The sequence below is a fragment of the Ectothiorhodospiraceae bacterium 2226 genome (assembly GCA_013348725.1).
Taxonomy (GTDB): domain Bacteria; phylum Pseudomonadota; class Gammaproteobacteria.
This window is the reverse complement of the sequence record CP054689.1, coordinates 388366-405819: the sequence shown is the minus strand read 5'-3', so window position 1 is coordinate 405819 and position 17454 is coordinate 388366. Positions and strand designations below refer to the sequence as shown.

Annotated in this window: 13 protein-coding genes and 1 tRNA gene; 7 read left to right on the top strand and 7 right to left on the bottom strand. The window is 67.4% G+C overall.

What is annotated here, in order from left to right:
* Window positions 1–91: 91 nt before the first annotated feature.
* Window positions 92–167, bottom strand: a tRNA-Ala gene (locus tag HUS23_01855).
* 91 nt (window positions 168–258) lie between these two features.
* Complete coding sequence (locus HUS23_01850) at window positions 259–567, bottom strand: flagellar biosynthesis anti-sigma factor FlgM (GenBank protein QKT02653.1); 309 nt, start codon at window positions 565–567, stop codon at window positions 259–261.
* Between the two features lie 239 nt (window positions 568–806).
* Between HUS23_01850 and HUS23_01845 the strand changes: the two genes are divergently transcribed.
* Complete coding sequence (locus HUS23_01845; GenBank protein QKT02652.1) at window positions 807–2228, top strand: sigma-54-dependent Fis family transcriptional regulator; 1422 nt, start codon at window positions 807–809, stop codon at window positions 2226–2228.
* A 45-nt stretch (window positions 2229–2273) separates the two neighbouring features.
* Here HUS23_01845 and HUS23_01840 read toward each other — a convergent pair whose 3' ends face one another.
* The gene (locus HUS23_01840; protein QKT02651.1) at window positions 2274–3341 is read right to left on the bottom strand and encodes a 3-deoxy-D-manno-octulosonic acid transferase; all 1068 of its coding nucleotides are present in this window, start codon (window positions 3339–3341) and stop codon (window positions 2274–2276) included.
* A 178-nt stretch (window positions 3342–3519) separates the two neighbouring features.
* Here HUS23_01840 and HUS23_01835 point away from each other — a divergent pair, with 178 nt between their 5' ends.
* Window positions 3520–3963 (top strand): DUF1249 domain-containing protein, encoded by a 444-nt coding sequence (locus HUS23_01835; protein QKT02650.1) that lies wholly within the window; start codon window positions 3520–3522, stop codon window positions 3961–3963.
* A gap of 7 nt (window positions 3964–3970) precedes the next feature.
* Here the strand turns inward: HUS23_01835 and HUS23_01830 are convergent, their stop codons facing one another.
* Window positions 3971–4417, bottom strand: a complete 447-nt coding sequence (locus tag HUS23_01830; protein QKT02649.1) for a hypothetical protein — start codon at window positions 4415–4417, stop codon at window positions 3971–3973.
* A gap of 156 nt (window positions 4418–4573) precedes the next feature.
* Here HUS23_01830 and HUS23_01825 point away from each other — a divergent pair, with 156 nt between their 5' ends.
* On the top strand, window positions 4574–4930 hold the full coding sequence (locus tag HUS23_01825) for a DUF3579 domain-containing protein (GenBank protein ID QKT02648.1): 357 nt from the start codon (window positions 4574–4576) through the stop codon (window positions 4928–4930).
* Here the strand turns inward: HUS23_01825 and HUS23_01820 are convergent.
* Entirely contained in the window at window positions 4904–5317 is a 414-nt protein-coding gene (locus tag HUS23_01820) for a VOC family protein (GenBank protein QKT02647.1), read from the bottom strand. The genes HUS23_01825 and HUS23_01820 overlap by 27 nt on opposite strands.
* 223 nt (window positions 5318–5540) lie before the next feature.
* On the opposite strand from HUS23_01820, the gene HUS23_01815 reads away from it, so the two are divergent.
* The 3 genes from HUS23_01815 to HUS23_01805 all read left to right on the top strand — a co-directional run bounded on the left by HUS23_01815 (window position 5541) and on the right by HUS23_01805 (window position 9654).
* Complete coding sequence (locus HUS23_01815; GenBank protein ID QKT02646.1) at window positions 5541–6911, top strand: heterodisulfide reductase subunit B; 1371 nt, start codon at window positions 5541–5543, stop codon at window positions 6909–6911.
* 129 nt (window positions 6912–7040) lie between these two features.
* On the top strand, window positions 7041–8171 hold the full coding sequence (locus HUS23_01810; GenBank protein QKT02645.1) for a peptidase C39 family protein: 1131 nt from the start codon (window positions 7041–7043) through the stop codon (window positions 8169–8171).
* Between the two features lie 7 nt (window positions 8172–8178).
* Complete coding sequence (locus tag HUS23_01805; protein ID QKT02644.1) at window positions 8179–9654, top strand: RimK family protein; 1476 nt, start codon at window positions 8179–8181, stop codon at window positions 9652–9654.
* Here the strand turns inward: HUS23_01805 and HUS23_01800 are convergent.
* A complete protein-coding gene (locus tag HUS23_01800; GenBank protein QKT02643.1) occupies window positions 9640–11793 on the bottom strand; it encodes an EAL domain-containing protein in 2154 nt (717 codons plus the stop codon). The two genes, HUS23_01805 and HUS23_01800, sit on opposite strands and share 15 nt — an antisense overlap.
* A gap of 129 nt (window positions 11794–11922) precedes the next feature.
* Between HUS23_01800 and putA the strand changes: the two genes are divergently transcribed.
* Window positions 11923–15069 (top strand): bifunctional proline dehydrogenase/L-glutamate gamma-semialdehyde dehydrogenase PutA, encoded by a 3147-nt coding sequence (putA, locus tag HUS23_01795; GenBank protein ID QKT02642.1) that lies wholly within the window; start codon window positions 11923–11925, stop codon window positions 15067–15069.
* Between the two features lie 163 nt (window positions 15070–15232).
* Here the strand turns inward: putA and HUS23_01790 are convergent, their stop codons facing one another.
* Window positions 15233–17362, bottom strand: a complete 2130-nt coding sequence (locus HUS23_01790) for a hypothetical protein (protein ID QKT02641.1) — start codon at window positions 17360–17362, stop codon at window positions 15233–15235.
* Between the last annotated feature and the right edge of the window lie 92 nt (window positions 17363–17454).

The following is a 17454-nucleotide window of genomic DNA, read 5'->3' as shown; positions in this document are numbered from 1 at the left end:
ACCCGGGGTAGCGGGGGAGATAGCGGCGGCAAGTACTTAGGCGTGGACAAACAAAAAGGCCAGAGCATCTGCTCTGGCCTTGGTGTGTTCTTGGTGGAGCGGAGGAGGATCGAACTCCCGACCTTCGCATTGCGAACGCGACGCTCTCCCAGCTGAGCTACCGCCCCAAGTGGTGTTTCTTCGGCGGCCGGGCCGCCGTGAAGTGCGCCATTCTACATGCTGCTTTTGTGCCGCGCCAGTCCCGCGGGCGGCGTTTCCTCAAGCCCGGCGGGTGCCCGCGCGCTTGTTCCGACGGCCGGCGTTGTCAATGAGTTGGCGTTCGAACTTGACCAGTTTGGACGCCACGCGTGTGGCGTCGAAGCCGTACGTGCCGGCGTTGATCGCCTTCTGTAGCCGCTCGACACAGACGGTATCGATCAACGGTGCCCGTTCCAGTGCCTCGCTGCGCGGCGGACAGGCGCTGTCGTGCGGCGGATCGTCGAGCCGGAGACCTCGGTTATCAAGGCGGTCGCGCCGCTCGTTGCGGGCACGAGGGAAGGGTATCGCCTGGTTCTGTTTGGAGGCCATGGCGTCGCTCCTTATGATTTTGAGGCGCGGGTCCATGCCCGGCGACTTCGTGCTTATAGCGGCGTCATGTCGCACGGCTTTAGCGCGCACTAATACCCGCGCACCGTGCCTGCCGGGGCGGTTTTGTGAAGGGCAATCAGCTTTTACGACAACATTTTGACATCGTCGCTGAACGGCCGTTACTATCGGCCACGGGCTGCACGTCCTTCCTCTATCAATAAGGTCAGCGGGATCGAACAATGACCGACGTGGTTCTTCTTATCGACGGGGCTACCTCCCGCCGCGAGCACCTGCAGATCATCTTCGGGTTTTTGGATTACCACCTCGTGACGACGGACGTTGAGGCCTGGCGCGCGCGCGCGCAGGAGCTGGACGAGGTCCAGGTGGTGGTGCTGGGTCAGTGCGGCGGCGTGAATCGCCAGCGTGACGTGCTGCGCGCGCTGCGCGAGTGGGATGCCCAGGTACCGGTATTGATCCTGCAGGAGCCGGACGAGGAGGCTCATCCGGAGGTGGCGGCCGACGCGCTGGGCGAGCTCGAGTGGCCGCTCAAGTATCAGCCCCTGCTGCAGCAGCTGCGCCGCGCGCAGCGCTACCGTGAACACGTCAAGTTTCAGGGTTCGAATCGGGCGCCGGAGCTGTTCCGCAACCTGGTGGGGACCAGCCAGGTTATCGCGCGCGTTTGTCGCCTGATCGAACAAGTGGCCGACTCCGACGCCAACGTGTTGATCCTTGGCGAGTCAGGTACCGGCAAAGAGGTAGTGGCCCGCAACCTGCACTACCATTCGCGCCGCCGCGACAAGCCCTTCGTGCCGGTCAACTGCGGTGCGATTCCGCCGGAGCTCCTGGAGAGCGAGTTGTTCGGGCACGAGAAGGGGGCCTTTACCGGCGCGTTCACGGCGCGCCAGGGCCGCTTCGAGATGGCCGACGGCGGCACGCTGTTCCTGGACGAAATCGGCGATATGCCGCTCGCCATGCAGGTGAAGCTGCTGCGCGTGATCCAGGAGCGGGCGTTCGAGCGCGTGGGCAGCAACAAGACCCTGTCCACCGACGTGCGCATCATCGCCGCGACCCACCGCGACCTCGAGGACCAGATCCGCGAGGGCTATTTCCGCGAAGACCTCTATTACCGCCTCAACGTGTTCCCCATCGAGATGCCGCCACTGCGCGAACGCGTGGAGGATATCCCGGTCTTGATCAACGAACTGAATGCCCGCCTGGAGCACGGCAAGCGTGGCTCCGTGCGCCTCAGCCCGGCGGCGATCGACGCCCTGTGCCGTTACCGCTGGCCCGGTAACGTGCGCGAGCTGGCCAACCTGATCGAGCGTCTGGTGATCATGTATCCGAACAGCGTGGTCGACGTGTTGGATCTGCCCGAGAAGTTCCGGCGCCACGTGGGCGACAGTGTGCTGCACGGTATACATCCGCAGCCGGCGTCGCTGCCGGTCGACACGCGCTCGTTACCGCGTCTGCCGGAGGAGGGCTTGGACCTCAAGCAGCACCTCGGTGCCCTGGAGTGCAATCTGATCGAGCAGGCGCTGGAGGAGACCGGCGGGGTGGTGGCCCATGCCGCGCAGCGGCTCAAGATGCGCCGCACCACCCTGGTCGAGAAGATGCGTAAGTACGGCCTGACGCGGCCGGGCGGACGCCTCGTCGGCGAGTAGCTCCCGCGCCGGCGCGCTGCGGGCATCGCGCCGCCGGCAGCCCCCTCAGTTCAGTAGCGCCAGCACCCGTTCGCGTGCACCCACCTGCGCGTGCAGCCACGCACGTCCGCGCTCGCCCTGGGCCTGCGCTGCCGCAGGGTCGAGTATCCACGCGGCGGCGTGATCGACCATCTCCTCCGGTGTCGTGGCGGCGGCGACCGCGCCCGCCCGCACGGCGGCGCCGATCAGGGCGTCGTGGCGCGCGGGCCCGACGATCGTCGCGCGTCCCAATGCCAAGGGGGTTAGCACATCCGGCGCGTTGCGCGCCGCCTCGCTCACGGTGCCGCCCACCACGACGTAGTCCGCGCAGCCATACAAGCCCGCCATGACCTCGGCATCCTCCACGTAATACACCCGCGTCTTGATCGGTACATAGGAGGTGCTGAGACGGTTGTGCCGGTTGGTGGGCAGGCGGTACTTGATCGCCTCGCGGTAGACCGGCTCATAGCGCGCGGGGTCGGCCGGCGCGAGCACCAGCAGGCCCATCTTGCGGCGCGCGAGTTGAAAGAAGCTGCCGTAGGCCACCGGCTCCTCGTCCTCCCCGGTGGCGGCGAAATACCCCACCCAACGTCCCGCCGCACGCTGATCGCGGAAACGCTCGCACAGCGCTTCGTCGACAGCAGCCGCGGGCAGCCCCGTCAACTCGACCAGCGGATCGCCGGTGAGCTTTGCGCCGGGGATGCGTTCGGCCGCCTGGGCGTCGGCGACCGTCACCAGCCGACAGCCGGCGAGGGCCGCGTGGTTCGTCTGCGCGTTGACCCAGCTGCACGCGTCGGCGCCCTCGAGCACGTCCGGGCGACCGGCGCAGGCGCCCAGTGCGATGACCCGTGGGGCAGCGAGACGCCGGTGCCAGCGCCCCACGCCTTGCGCGGGAAGACGCAGCACCGGCCACGGCAGCTGCGCCGGTGCCTCGCCGGCGTCGGCCAGCGCCACGGCCAACGGCCCGAGGCGCTCGGTCAGTGCCTGCAGCAAACCGCGAGCGTGCGCGAGAGTAGCGCTGTCGGCCACCACCAGCGTGGCACCGCGCGCCGCGGCGGGGAACCTATGCAGGCCCAGCAGGTCGAGTAGGGACATGATCTGCACCGCCAAAAAAAGGCGGTATTATACAAATGAGAGCCGTTGGCGCAGGTCGACGTGCGGGAAGGTCGCCGGATCTGCCGTTTCAGGTACCAAATCGCAGCTTACGATCGAGCCATGACACTACGATGGCGTTCAGAAGGCGAGCACGGTCGCCGAAGGAACAGGGAACTGAATGAGTGTTTGGGTGAGCAATGCGCGCATGATCAGTCTCATGCCGCTTTACGAGTACAACTACGACCAGCTCATGGCCATGCTGCCGGACCTGCGTCGGCAGGGTCGCGCGGGGGCGGCGCTGCGTAACGGCACCCACGTGCGGGTGACGGTGCTTGAGCGCTGCAAGTACACCACCACCGTCTCGCTCACCCATCGGTTTCCGAAACGGGGGCGTTACTTGACCGACATGCGTCTCAAGGTGCGTCTGTATCACGATGCGCAGGTGGCGGAGACGCTCGGCTACCAGCACCTCGGACGCATCAAGCCGCGCTACCCGCTGCCCAACCCGCACATGCTGCACCGCGACGAGAAGCGCCAGATCAACCAGCTGTTGCGGGACTTCCTCGGCTACTGCCTGCGTCAGCAGGCCCGCTTCGACGACCTCGACTGCGCCAACGCGTGACCCGCGTTCAGTGGACGGTGTCGGTCTGGCCGAAGGCCTCCGCCAGGGCCGCCAGCCGCCGGCCGGCCGGAGTGTCGGCGCGCCCGGCCTCGCCCACAGCGGCGAGATAACCGGCAAAGAACGCCGGTAGCGACTGCACCACCGCGGCCTTGCGCAAGCGGGCCACGTTCTGGATCGCCCAGGCGACGCGCCAACCCGCATTGGGTAACGCATCGCATACGCGCAGGCTCCACTGCGGGTCGCTATAGCCTTCCTGGTGCGCACGGACCGCCAGTCGGTACACGCCGCGCTCGCCTTCAACGCCCACGCCGGGGCCGTGATACTCCACTTGCAGTTCGTTAGCCAGCGCTTGCAGCGCGGCGTCCAGTTCCGCCAGGGCGGCGTCCAGTTCCGGGGTAAGGCTGACGCGCGGGGCGCGCGCCTGCGCGGCGAGAGTTGCGGTGAAGTCGGCCATGGTCGCGTGCGGCTCCGGTCAAAAACCCGGCATTCTAGCACGCGCCGCCCGGCTGTCCGGCGACTCCGATGCGCGTCGCGACGAACTGCTGGGCGGTGTCATGGTCGGAGCAAGAAAGGGTGGACCCTCGCCTATGCCCCAGCGACGGATCGGATCATGGCGAATACCAGTGACACGGACGGCCACATCATCATCCGCGGGCTGACCCACGCCGGACGGCGTTTTCGTCCTAGCGACTGGGCGGAGCGGTTGAGCACGCAGAGCGGGACCTTCGTCGGCGGGCGCATTCGCTACCACCCCTATGTGCAGTTGCGTACGCTGGACGGCGTGAAGAGCCTGGTGGTGGACAAGCGCTATGCCGTGGAGAAACCGCTCGGCTTCGCGCACCTGCTCGCCTTTGCGCGGGGTAACGATCTGGTGGTTGAGGGTCTGGACGAGGCGACCGCCACGGCGGCCGATCCTGCCGGGGCGCGGCGTCCGGAGCCGCTACGCGTCCGGCGCGCCGGGACCTAGCGGCTGGCCGTAGCTGAACTCGATCACGTTACCGTCGGGGTCGCGCACGCCGCAGTAATAACCCACGGGATACGGTTCCTCGCGCGGCGCCCACACCAGCAGTCCGGCCTCGCGCGCTTGGTCGGCAACGCGGTCGACTTGAGCGCGGTTCGCGAGGGCGAAACCCACGTGGCTGTAATCACGCGCGCCCTGGGTGTGGCCCGGGCCGCCCGGCATTAGCACGAAGATCAGCTCGCGCTCGCGGCCCGGTTCGCTCAGCCACACGATGCGCTTGTCGCCGCTGCGCCGCTCGTGCGTCACATGCATGCCGCAGAACCGCATATAGAAGCTGACGCAGGCGTCCAGGTCCTGCACGTGCAGAGCGATGTGTGTCAGGGTCGGTTGCATGCCGTCTACTATAGCGGTCCAGGACGCTCGCGGCCCACGACCACAAAAAGATGCAGCTCATCTGCATATTAAAAGAAGATCATTAATATCAATCGGATGTGGTGTGTGTGGTAGCTTGCCTGGCCCGCGGGAGGATTTGACTCCCGCCCCCTCGCGGGGTCATACTTGAGCGCATTGGTCGGGTTTTTGGTGCCCGGCAGTAATGAGCAACGGAGGTGACGGTATGAGCACGACGGGCAACGGCAACGGAAACCCGCAAGGAACTCCGCAGGACGGCGGCGGCATTGCCGGCCACGGCTCCTTCTTCCAGGACGCCAACCTGTCGGCCGAGGAGGCCACGCGCGCGACCGACTGGGTGCGCAAGCACGTGGACCGTCGCACCATCGATCTCGGCGAGCGGATGGACGACATCCGTGAGCACATGTGGGAGCTCGAGAAGGAGGGCGAGATCATCGTCCACCGGATCACCGACCAGCACGAGCCCATCAACGTCAAGACCCTGTTCGGCTGGGACAAGAAGGTCCCGACCAAGCAGCTGTGGCACCACAAGAGCTGCGGGCAGTGCGGCAACATCCCGGGCTACCCGGCGTCGCTGATGTGGTTCATGAACAAGTTCGACTTCGTGCCGGGCAAGGACTACCTGGACGAGACCGACCAGACCTCCTGCACGGCGTGGAACTACCACGGCTCGGGCATCGGCAACGTCGAGTCGCTGGCGGCGGTGTTCCTGCGCAACTTCCACCAGGCCTATGTGTCGGGCAAGCAGCACGGCCACGAGCTCGGTCACTTCTTCCCGCTGGTGCACTGCGGCACCTCCTTCGGTAACTACAAGGAGATCCGCAAGTACCTGGTCGAGTCCGCCGAGCTGCGCGAGAAGGTCAAGAAGATCCTGGGCAAGCTGGGTCGCCTGGTGGACGGCAAGCTCGTGATCCCCGAGGAGATCATCCACTATTCCGAGTGGGTGCACGTGATGCGCAACCGCATCGCCTCCGAGCTGCAGACCATCGACGTGTCCAACATCCGCGTGACCATGCACGCCGCGTGTCACTACTACAAGATGGTGCACGAGGATGCGATCTACGACCCCACGGTGCTGGGCGGCAACCGCACCGCGGTGGGCTCCTCGGTGGCGCAGGCGCTGGGCTCGCAGCTGATCGACTACTCCACCTGGTACGACTGCTGCGGGTTTGGCTTCCGCCACATCATCTCCGAGCGCGAGTTCACCCGCTCGTTCACCATGGACCGCAAGATCCGCGTGGCGCGTGAAGAGGCCAATGCGGACGTGATGCTCGGTATCGACACCGGCTGCATCACCACCATGGACAAGAACCAGTGGATCGGGCGCGCGCACGAGCAGAACTTCTCGGTGCCGATCATGGCCGACGTGCAGTTCGCGGCGCTGGCCTGCGGTGCCGATCCGTTCAAGATCGTGCAGCTGCAGTGGCACGCCTCGCCGTGCGAGGAGCTGGTGGAGAAGATGGGCATCAGCTGGACCGAGGCCAAGAAGAACTTCGAGGCCTACCTCAAGGAGGTCGAGGCCGGCAACATCGAGTATCTCTATAACCCCGAATTGGCGCTAGGCGGACGCGCCTAGCCGCCGACGGGGCGCTCGATCCAAAGCGGGGCTGCGGCCCCGCTTTTTTTTGTCCAGCCGGCGCGCGTGGCGCACCGGTTCTGGCGATGCTCGGTGTATGATACGCCATCGATTTGGCGGACCCCGACCATGATCCGTGACGCCATCCTCCAGGATGCCGAGGCGTTGCTGCGCATCGAACTGCGCAGCTTCGATACGGACGCCCTTTCCCTGCGCAACTTCAAGTACCTGCTAAGCGAGGCCAACGCCCACACCCTGGTTTACGAGGAGGAGGGGCGGCTGCTCGGCTATGCCATCGTGCTGTTCCATGCCGGGACGTCGCACGCGCGGCTGTATTCGCTGGCGGTGGACCCCGACGCGCGCCGGCGCGGCATCGGCAGTGCACTGCGCGAGGCGGCCGAGGAGGCGGCGCGCGTTGAAGACTGCATTTCGCTGCGGGTCGAGGCGCGGCGCGACGATCCGGTGGGCAGCGCGTTCTTCGAGCGCGCGGGCTATCGCCCGTTCGAGCAGATCGAGGACTACTACGAGGACCACATGGATGCGGTGCGTTTCGAGAAGGGGCTCGCGCCGCGCCTGAGCCCAGATCAGGTGCGGGTTCCGTTCTACCAGCAGACGCTGGATTTCACCTGCGGACCGGCTGCACTGCTGATGGCCATGCAGACGCTGGACCCGGACCTGCCGGTGGGACGTAAGCTCGAGCTGCGCATCTGGCGCGAGTCCACCACCGTGTTCATGACCGCCGGGCACGGCGGTTGCGGTCCCTACGGGCTGGCGCTGTCGGCCTACCATCGGGGGTTCGACGTGGAGGTGTTCGTCAAGGACGAGAGTGCGCTGTTCGTGGACTCGGTGCGCAGCGACGAGAAGAAGGAGGTGATTCGGCTGGTGCAGGAGGATTTCGTCGAGGAGATCCAGTCGCTGCCCATCCCGCTGCACTATGGGAGCCTGAGCTTCGCCGAGATGAAGCGCCGTTATGAGGAAGGCGGTATCCCGCTCGTGTTGATCAGCTCCTACCGGATCTACAACGAGAAGTTTCCCCATTGGGTGGTGGTGACCGGTTTCGACGAAGGGTACATCTACGTGCACGACCCGCTGGTCGATTTCGAAAACGACAAGTCGGTGGTGGACAGCATCAACATGCCGATCCCGCTCAAGGAGTTCGAGCGCATGGCCCGCTACGGCAAGGCCGGCCAGCGCGCGGTGATCATCGTCAAGAAGCGCGCGGCCGCCGCGGCAACGTCGGCCGGCACGGGCGCGCATTAGGAGCAACGTGGCCACGTATCTTGTCGTTGTCGAGAACCTCGGCGATTGGAAGTCTCATTTTCCCGGCGTCACGGTGGTATCGGCGCGTGATTACCTGACCGATCCGAGTTATGCCAAACTCCAGGACATCCGCGTCGTCAATCTGTGCCGCAACTACCGCTATCTCAGTACCGGATACTACTGTTCGCTGCTGGCCGAGGCGCGCCGGCATAAGGCGATTCCGTCGGTGCGCACCACCTTGGACTTGTCGAGCCGTTGGATCTACAGCCTGAACACCGGCGCGTTGGACGACCTGGTGCAGAAGAGCCTGGGCGCGGGCCGCCACAAGCCCGCCGCGACCAGTCCGCACGAGCTGACCATCTTCTTCGGCCGCTGCGCCGAGGAGCGCCTGCAGGACCTGGCGCGGCAGATCTTCGACATGTTCCGTTGTCCGCTGATGAAGGTGGAGTTTCGCCTGGAACGCGGCCGCTGGCAGATTGCTGCGATCAAGCCGGTGCACCTGAACGGCGTCACCGTCGAGCAGGAGGCGCTGTTCTGCGACGCGCTCAGCACCTATCTGCACAAGCCTTGGAAGCGCCCGCGCACGCCGAGCGTGGCGCGCTACGACATGGCGATTCTGTTCAATCCGGAGGAGAAGCTGGCGCCGTCGGACAAGCGTACGCTGCGCCAGTTCATCAAGGTCGGCAAGGGCATGGGCCTCGGCGTCGAGATCGTCGAGAAGAAGGACTTCGCGCGCCTCGCCGAGTACGACGCGCTGTTTATCCGCGAGACCACGCGCCTCAACCACTACACCTACCGCTTCGCCAAGAAGGCAGAGAGCGAGGGCATGGTGGTGATGGACGATCCCAACTCCATTCTGCGTTGCACCAACAAGGTCTATCTCGCCGAACTGCTCAAGGCGCACCGCGTGCCGGCGCCCAAGACGCTTATCCTGAGCAAGGCCAACGCGCACCTGATCGACAGCGAGATCGGCTATCCGGCGGTGCTCAAGATCCCGGACGGGTCGTTCTCGCTGGGGGTGTTCAAGGCCGACAACCGCCGCGAGGTGGAGACCCTGACCGCCAAGCTGTTTAAGGACTCGGACCTGATCCTGGCGCAGGAATTTCTGTACACCGAGTACGATTGGCGCATCGGCATCCTGAACCGCAAGCCGATCTTCGCCTGCCAGTACTTCATGTCCAAGCAGCACTGGCAGATTGTGAACCACAAGCCCGGCGGCAAGTTCGTCGAGGGCGGCTACAAGGCCTTCGCGGTGGAAGACGCGCCGCCGACCGTGGTCAAGGCGGCGCTAAAGGCGGCCAATTTGATCGGCGACGGCTTGTACGGCGTGGATGTGAAGCAGAACGCGCGCGGGGTGTACGTCATCGAGATCAACGACAATCCGAACATCGAACTCGGCGTGGAGGATTCGGTGCTGAAGGACGAGCTCTACCGCATCATCCTCGGCGAGTTCGTGCGCCGCCTCGATCTACGTGGGGTGTAAGCTTGTGCCGTTGGGCGGATTGATGCGCGTCCAGCCGTGGTCGCGCATCAGCAGCACGAGGTCATCGGGCAGCATGGGCGGGGCGAACAGAAAGCCCTGCGCCTTGCGACAACCCTGATCGCGCAAGAAGGCGAGCTGATCGGCGGTCTCCACGCCCTCGGCCATGACCTCGATGTCCAGGTCGTTGGCCAGACGAATCACGCCGGCGGCGATCGCCGCGTCGGCCGGGCTATGGGGCAGGTGACGCACCACGCTCTGCGCGAGCTTGACCTGGTCGATACGCAGCTCCTTCAGGGCGCGGAGGCTAGTGAGGCCGGCGCCGTAGTTGTCCAGCGCGACCTGCACGCCCATCTCCTGGAGTTTCAACACGGCGGTGCGCGCCCGTGCATCGCGCGTCAGCGGTCGCTCGTTGATCTCCAGCTTCAGGCAGTCGTAGTCCAATTCGTTGGCGTCCAGCACGGCGCGGATGCGCTCGATCAGGCGCAGGTCGACGAACTGGCGGCCCGACATGTTCACCGACATGCGGATCGGCGGAAGGCCGCTGCGCTGCCACGCCTTGCTCTGCGTGCACGCCGTCTCCAGCGCCCATTCGCCGAGCGGCAGGATCAGCCCGGTTTCTTCGGCGATGCTGATGAAGTCACGCGCATAGGGCAGCGGGGCGTCGGGGCCGTCCCAGCGCAGCAAAGCTTCGACACCCGCCAGCTTCCATTCCTCGAGGTCGATCTGCGGCTGATAGTAAACCCGGAACTGGCCGCCCTCGAAGGCCCGGCGCAGCCGCTCGCCGAGCTCACGGCGCCGCTCGCTGCCGTGGTTCATCTCGCGGGTATAGAAAGCGTGGCGGCGGCTCGGATCGCTCTTCGCCTTGTAGAGCGCGAGGTCGGCGTTCTTGAGCATCTGCACCGGGTCGTCGGCATCGGCGGGATGCAGCGTCACCCCAATGCTGGCGGTGCAGTGCAGCACGCGTCCTTCCACGTCGTAGGGCTCGGCCAGGGCGGCCCCAAGCTTGAGCGCCAGGCTCTCCACCGCGCGGCGATCGCCCTCCGAGGTCTGTACCACCACGAACTCGTCGCCGCCCAGGCGCGCCACCATGTCCGTTTCGCGCGTCTGCGTAAGCAGGCGCTGGGCGACCTGCTTGAGCAGCAGATCGCCGGTGTAATGGCCGAACGTGTCGTTGATGGGCTTGAAATGATCCAGGTCTAGCAGCAGCAAAGCGACGATGTCGCCGCTGCGCTGGGCGCGGGCGAGGGCCTCGTGCAGGCGGTTGCTGAGCTGCGTGCGGTTGGGCAGGCCGGTCAGCGCGTCGTGGTTCGCGAGGTAGGCCGCCTCTTCCTGCGCGAGCCGCGCCTGGGTCAAGTCACGCATGATCTTGGAGTAGCCGCGCAGCCGACCTTCGGCGTCATACAACGGCGACACCGCACCGCTGGCCCAGAACCGGGTGCCGTCGGCGCGCATGTGCCAGCGGTCGTCGGCGGCCACGCCCTCGCTGCGCGCCGTGCGCAGCTCCTGCTCGAGCCGACCCGAGGCGCGGTCCTCGTCGGTGAACAGGATGTACGCGGGCTGACCGATCAGGCTTTGGGCGGAGCGCCCAAGCATCTGCGCCGCGCCCTTGCTGCAGCGCAGGATACGTCCGTCCGGGTCGAGCAGCAGGATGCCGTAGGCGGTGGTGCCGTCGAGCAGCAACTTGAGCTCGGCATCGGTGCGGCGCGCCGCGTGCTGCGCCCGGATGCGCTCCCCGATGTCGCGCAGCACGGCGTGGATGGCGGCCGGACGCGCTGCACGGTCGGGGCCGGTTGCCACCAAGGTCAATGAAAGGTGCACGGGACCGGCTTCGCGCTGCAGGGTGATCTCGGTCTGAACCTTGGCGACGCGCCCATCGAGCAACTCGTCCAGGTGGTGCGTGCCGGGCTCGTGCGGCCACAGCACCTCCACGGGCGTCAGCTTGGCGAGCGCACTCGGCTGCTGCCCGAGCAGCTCGCAGAAGCGCCGGCTGACTCGCCGCCAGCGCCCCTGCGGGCCGATTTCCGCCAGGCCGATTCCGGCTACACCCAGCGCCGTGCCCAGGTGCGCACGCGCGACATCGTCGACGGCCCCCTGCGCTAACAAGTCGTCCAGCAGTTCAACGGTTGCGCGTTTGCTCATCCGTGCTCCAACGAGAACGGCGGGCACGCGGCAGGCGGCCCGCCGAGTGCAACCCGGCGACAATGCGTCGCTGATTCCCCCTGAGAACGTATAGCAGTGCCCCGACGCCTGGGCTATGGTGGGGCGATTATGACTGGCCGCTTTGCCGCACCCGTCACAGAGCTGCCGCCGCTGCGTGCCGCGGTGGCCCATCGCGCGCGTCTCGAAGAGGCCGTGGCCGTGGCCGGCCTGCTGCCGCGCGCTGAACTCCCTCCGCAAGCGGCCCGCGAGGTCTTGCAGCGGGCACGCGAACTGGCGCGTGCTGCGCAGCAGCACCAGGCGCGCCAGGGCGGATTGGACGCCTTTCTGCACGAGTACGACCTCTCCTCTGAAGAAGGCGTGGTGATGATGTGCCTCGCGGAGGCGTTGCTGCGCATCCCCGACCGAGCGACCGCCGACCGCCTGATCAAGGAGAAACTCGCGCGCGGCCAGTGGGACCGCCACCTCGGCGCCGGCCGCTCGCTGTTTGTGAACGCCTCCACCTGGGCCTTGATGCTGACCGGCCGGCTCAGCCGTCCCGCGCCGGACAGCGCCTCGGTGCAGGCCGTATTGGGCCGGGTCTTGGCGCGCGGCGGCGAGCCGCTGGTGCGGGTGGCTTTGCAGCAGGCCATGCGCATCCTGGCGCGCCAGTTTGTACTGGGGCGCGACATGGCCGAGGCGCTGCAGCGCGGCGCGCGTCGGCCGGACACCCGCTATTCCTACGACATGCTGGGCGAGGCTGCCCTCACCGCCACCGATGTGGAGCGTTACATGCGCGCCTATCAGGAGGCGATCGCGCGGGCGGGTGAGGGCGCGCCGCCGGCGGCCGCCGACGACCCGCTCGCCATGCCCGGCGTCTCGGTCAAGCTCTCGGCGCTGCACCCGCGCTATGCCTATGCCCAGCATGGACGCGTGTTGGCCGAACTCGGCCCCCGTCTGCAGTCGCTTGCCCAGCTGGCGCGCGCCAAGGGCGTGCAGCTGACCTGGGACGCCGAGGAAGCGGAGCGCCTGGACCTGTCGCTCGATCTGTTCGAGCAGGCCTACGCCGATCCCGCGTTGGCCGGCTGGGAGGGGCTCGGCCTTGCGGTACAGGCCTACCAGAAGCGAGCTCCGGCGGTGTTGGAGTGGCTCGCGGCGCTGGCGCGCGGGGCCGGGCGCCGGATGCCGGTGCGCCTGGTCAAGGGCGCGTACTGGGACTCGGAGATCAAGTGGGCGCAGGAGCGCGGCTTGGACGGCTTTCCGGTGTATACGCGCAAGCTGGCCACCGACGTCTCGTGGCTGGCCTGCGCGCGCCTGCTGGTCGAGGCGGAGGATGCCTTCCATCCGCAGTTTGCCACCCACAATGCCTACAGCGTCGCTTACGTGCTGAACATTGCGTCCGGGCGGCGGGTGGAGTTTCAGCGCCTGCACGGCATGGGGGAGGCGCTCTACGAGGCCCTTACCGAGCAGCGGCCCGACGCTCCACCCTGCCGGATCTACGCCCCGGTGGGCGGGCATCGCGAGTTGCTGCCTTACCTGGTGCGGCGCCTGCTCGAGAACGGCGCCAACACCTCGTTCGTGCACCGGCTGGGGGAGGCCGCGCGGCCGATCGAGCAGGTGGTGGTGGACCCGGTGCACGAGTTGGTCACCACGCCCTATCGGCCCAGCGCGCGGCTCGCGGCGCCGCCCGACCTGTTCCGCCCCGAACGTAAGAACTCGCGCGGCCTCGATTTCGGCGATGTGCGCACCGTGAGCGCGCTGGCGGCGGAGCTCGCTCCGTGGGCGGAGCATCGCTGGCGCGCCGCGCCCATCGTGGGCGGCCGCGCGCGGGAGGGAGCCGCGAAGGCGCGGGTGGAGCCGTGCGACCATTCCCGTCCGGTCGGCGATGTGGTGCAGGCGGACGCGGCGCTCATCGAAGAGGCGCTCGCGCTCGCCCAGGGCGCGGCACGCGACTTCGAGCAAGTCTCGGCCGAACGGCGTGCGCGCTGGCTGGAGCAGGCGGCCGACGCCCTGGAGGCGCATCGGGCGGAGCTCATGGCGCTGTGCGTGCGTGAGGCCGGCAAGACCCTCCCGGACGCCTTGGCGGAGGTGCGCGAGGCGGCCGACTTCTGTCGCTATTACGCGGCCCAGGCGCGGCGCCGGTTCCAGAGTCCGCAGCCGCTACCCGGCCCCGCGGGCGAGAGTAACTTCCTGCAACTACACGGGCGCGGCGTGTTCCTGTGCATCAGCCCGTGGAACTTCCCGCTAGCGATCTTTGTGGGTCAGGTGGCCGCGGCGCTCGCCGCGGGCAACCCGGTGCTGGCGAAGCCCGCCAGTCACACCCCGCTGGTGGCCGCGCGCGCGGTGGAAATCATGCTGGCGGCCGAGTTCCCCGCCGAGGCGCTGCAGTTTGTGCCCGCGCCGGGCGCCGCGCTGGAGGCGCTCGTCTGCGACCCGCGCCTCGCCGGCATCGCCTTCACCGGCTCCACCGAGGTGGCGCGTGGGTTGCAACAGCGCCTGGCCGCCCGGCCGGGACCGTTGGTGCCGCTGATCGCCGAGACGGGCGGGCAGAACGCCATGATCGTGGATTCCTCAGCCCTGCCCGAGCAGGTGGTGACGGACGTGCTGCACTCGGCCTTCAACAGCGCGGGCCAACGCTGCTCGGCGCTGCGGGTGCTGTGCGTGCAGCAGGAGATCGCGCCGCGCGTGCTGGAACTCTTGAAGGGGGCGATGGCGGAACTGAGGGTGGGCGACCCGGCGCTCTTTGCCACCGACGTCGGGCCGGTGATCGATGCCGGGGCGGCGCAGACGCTGGCCGGCCACGTGCAGGCGATGCGCGCTGCGGGCCTGGCCGTGCACAGCCTGCCCCTACCGGAGGCCGCACGCGCGGGCAGCTACTTTGCGCCCACGCTGGTCGAGCTCGACGGCCTGGAGCGCCTGCACACCGAGGTGTTCGGGCCGGTGCTCCATGTGCTGGCGTATGCGGCCGAACGGCTCGATGACCTGGTGGAGGCCATCAACGCCACCGGCTACGGCCTGACGCTCGGCATCCACAGCCGCATCGACGCCACCGTCGACTACATCCGGCGCCGCGCGCGGGTCGGCAACGTGTACGTCAACCGCAACATGATCGGCGCGGTGGTGGGCGCCCAGCCCTTCGGCGGCGAGGGCCTGTCGGGCACCGGGCCGAAGGCCGGGGGCCCGCATTACCTGCTGCGCTTCGCCACCGAGCGCACCGTCAGCGTGAACACCGCCGCCGTCGGCGGCAACGCCAGCCTGCTGGCGCAGGACGACGACTAAGGGGGAGGTCTGAATACATCCATCCTGGATTTATCAGACCACGCAAAGCGAGAACGCGGTTTTCACTTTGCTTCGCGAGCGACGGCGTGCAGCGGTCGATCACGGCGGCACCTCCGTGTACCGCGGGAAGCCCTGAATTGATCGGCGCTTCCCTAACCCGCGCTCAGTACACCGCCTGCGTCTCGGCCAGTTCCTCCACCGACGGCGGGATCTTCTGCACCATGTGCTTGTAACGGTCCACCCGCGGGTCGTCCGCGTGCAGGGCTTCGACGAAGGTGGGGCGCACCGCCTGATAGAGCAGGCGCGCCTGCACCGTGAACGGCCCCTGGGCGTCGCCCGTCTCCACGCGGTAGTGCACCGTGTCGGTCCCGCTGCCCTCGCCCGTGGAGTCCTGGTTGAAGTCGGGATCGTGGGCGGCACGACCGAAGATGCCGGTCGTGCCGTCCGCCGGGACGGCGCTGCGGTCGAAGCCGCGCGGCGGGATGCGGTTGTCCTTCAGATACTCCGCGGCGTGCAGCAGTACATAGGTGATGTTGCCGTTCACGTCCCCCAGCACCGATTCGTAGATGGCGACCTGCGCGGGGTCCTCGATCACCTCGTGGTGCGGTTCGTAACAGCCCGCCACCGGCGCGTCCTTCTTCGGCGCCAGGCACTGCGGGTGTAAGTGATCGGCGTCCACCGACAGTCGCCCCGCCGCGTCCGGGCGCCCGGACTCGAACACCAGCTGTCCGTCACGGTCGGTCACCTCTAGGTGCAGCCATACCCGGCGCGAGGGATAGGCGGTCGGCAGCTTGTGACCGGTGCGGTTGGTGATCGTGACGGGGATGGCGAGGCGCCCGTCGTCATCGGTGCCGATGATGCCGATCTCCAGGTCTGCCGTCTCCTTGGCCAGCAGGTCGCGCGTGCGGGCGATGGCCGCCTCGAAGCCGGCCTCGGTGGTGCTGTCGGCGATACCCAGCACGTCGCGATAGGCCTTCAACAGCTCCAGGGTATGGGCGTTGCCGCCGGTGAAGGTGTGGGCGTGAAACGGGCTGCGCACGGGCAGGTTGGCGATGGTGCCGCCGTCCGGGCGAGTGGCGATCTGCGTCGCGTAGCCGTCGTGGGGCTCGGCCATGTGGCAGGCCTGGCACGACCTTTCCGCGCTGCGTCCGGGGCCGTACACGCTGTTGCGCCACTCGAGATAGGGCGTCTGCTCGGGAAAGCTCTTGCCGGTGGGCTGCAGGGTGGCGATATCGATCACCGGCGTGAACAAGGTGTGGCAGGTGGCGCACATGGCCGAATCGCGCATATGGGGGCTGTACACGGGGGTGTACTGGGTCCTGTTTTGCATGGCGCCGGCGCGCGGCTCGGGGTAGGGCCCGTAGATCTCCCCGGTGCCGAGGCTGTACTGGCCGGTGAAGGAGGCCGCGGTGCCGAGTTTGCCGTCGTCCCGGATCTGGTGACAGGCGGTGCAGCTTACGCCCTCGCGCGCATGCATCTGCTGCAGCGCCGTCTCCAGGCGGTAGTGGCCGTCGCTGTCGAGCCCGACGCCCGTCTGGTGCGCGTGGGTGCGGCCCATCGGTGCGTGGCAGGTGAGGCAGGTGTCCTCGATCTTGCCGGCGAGGTGCGGGAACACGTGGGTTTCCTCCGCCAGCGCTGCCTGGAAGTAGGGGTCGGTCAGACTCTGCCCCATCATGCTGTGCTTCCACATGTCCGGCGGGCTGACGTCTTGGCCGGCGTGCGTCATCACCTGTCCATTGGCGGTGTGGCAGGCGGCGCAACTGTTGGCGTTGCTGAAGGCGCCGGTGTCCGCCCAGTTGGGATCGAACGCCGCCTCGCCCAACAGGGGCACGATGCGGGCCCGGCCGACCGCCTGCTCTGTTCCTTCTTGGTCGGCGAGAACCAAGGAGAAGTCCACCCGCTCCTCAGGCTTGCCGAGGAGCTTCACCACCACGTGCTTGGCGCTTTCGCCGGCGGCGAATTCCAGCGCACCCTGCACCGTCTGGTAGTCGGTGCCGGCCACGGCTGAACCGTCCGCCGTCGCGTAGCGAAGGATTGCTTTGCGCTCCACATCCGTACGCCAAACCGTGAACCACGCTTCCTGATCGCCCGCGGCGACTGACACGTCTTCGACCCTCAGCGCGGCGTTCGCCTCGACCTCGCCATCGGGGGCGGGGGTCGTGGCCTCGCCGTTGCTGCCCGCGTTCGAGCCGCCACCACAGCCGGCCAGCACCAGGGCGAGGGAGGCTAGAGCGATGAGCACTAGCGACAGATTGAGTACGCGAGCGAGGCCGTGCGACATGATGGCATCCATGTTTCAAGGGAGCCGGCAAGTGTAAGAGGCTGAATTGCAAGCGGACGTGGCGTGTGTCCCAACTGGCGGCCGGAGGGGAACTAGCTGCACGC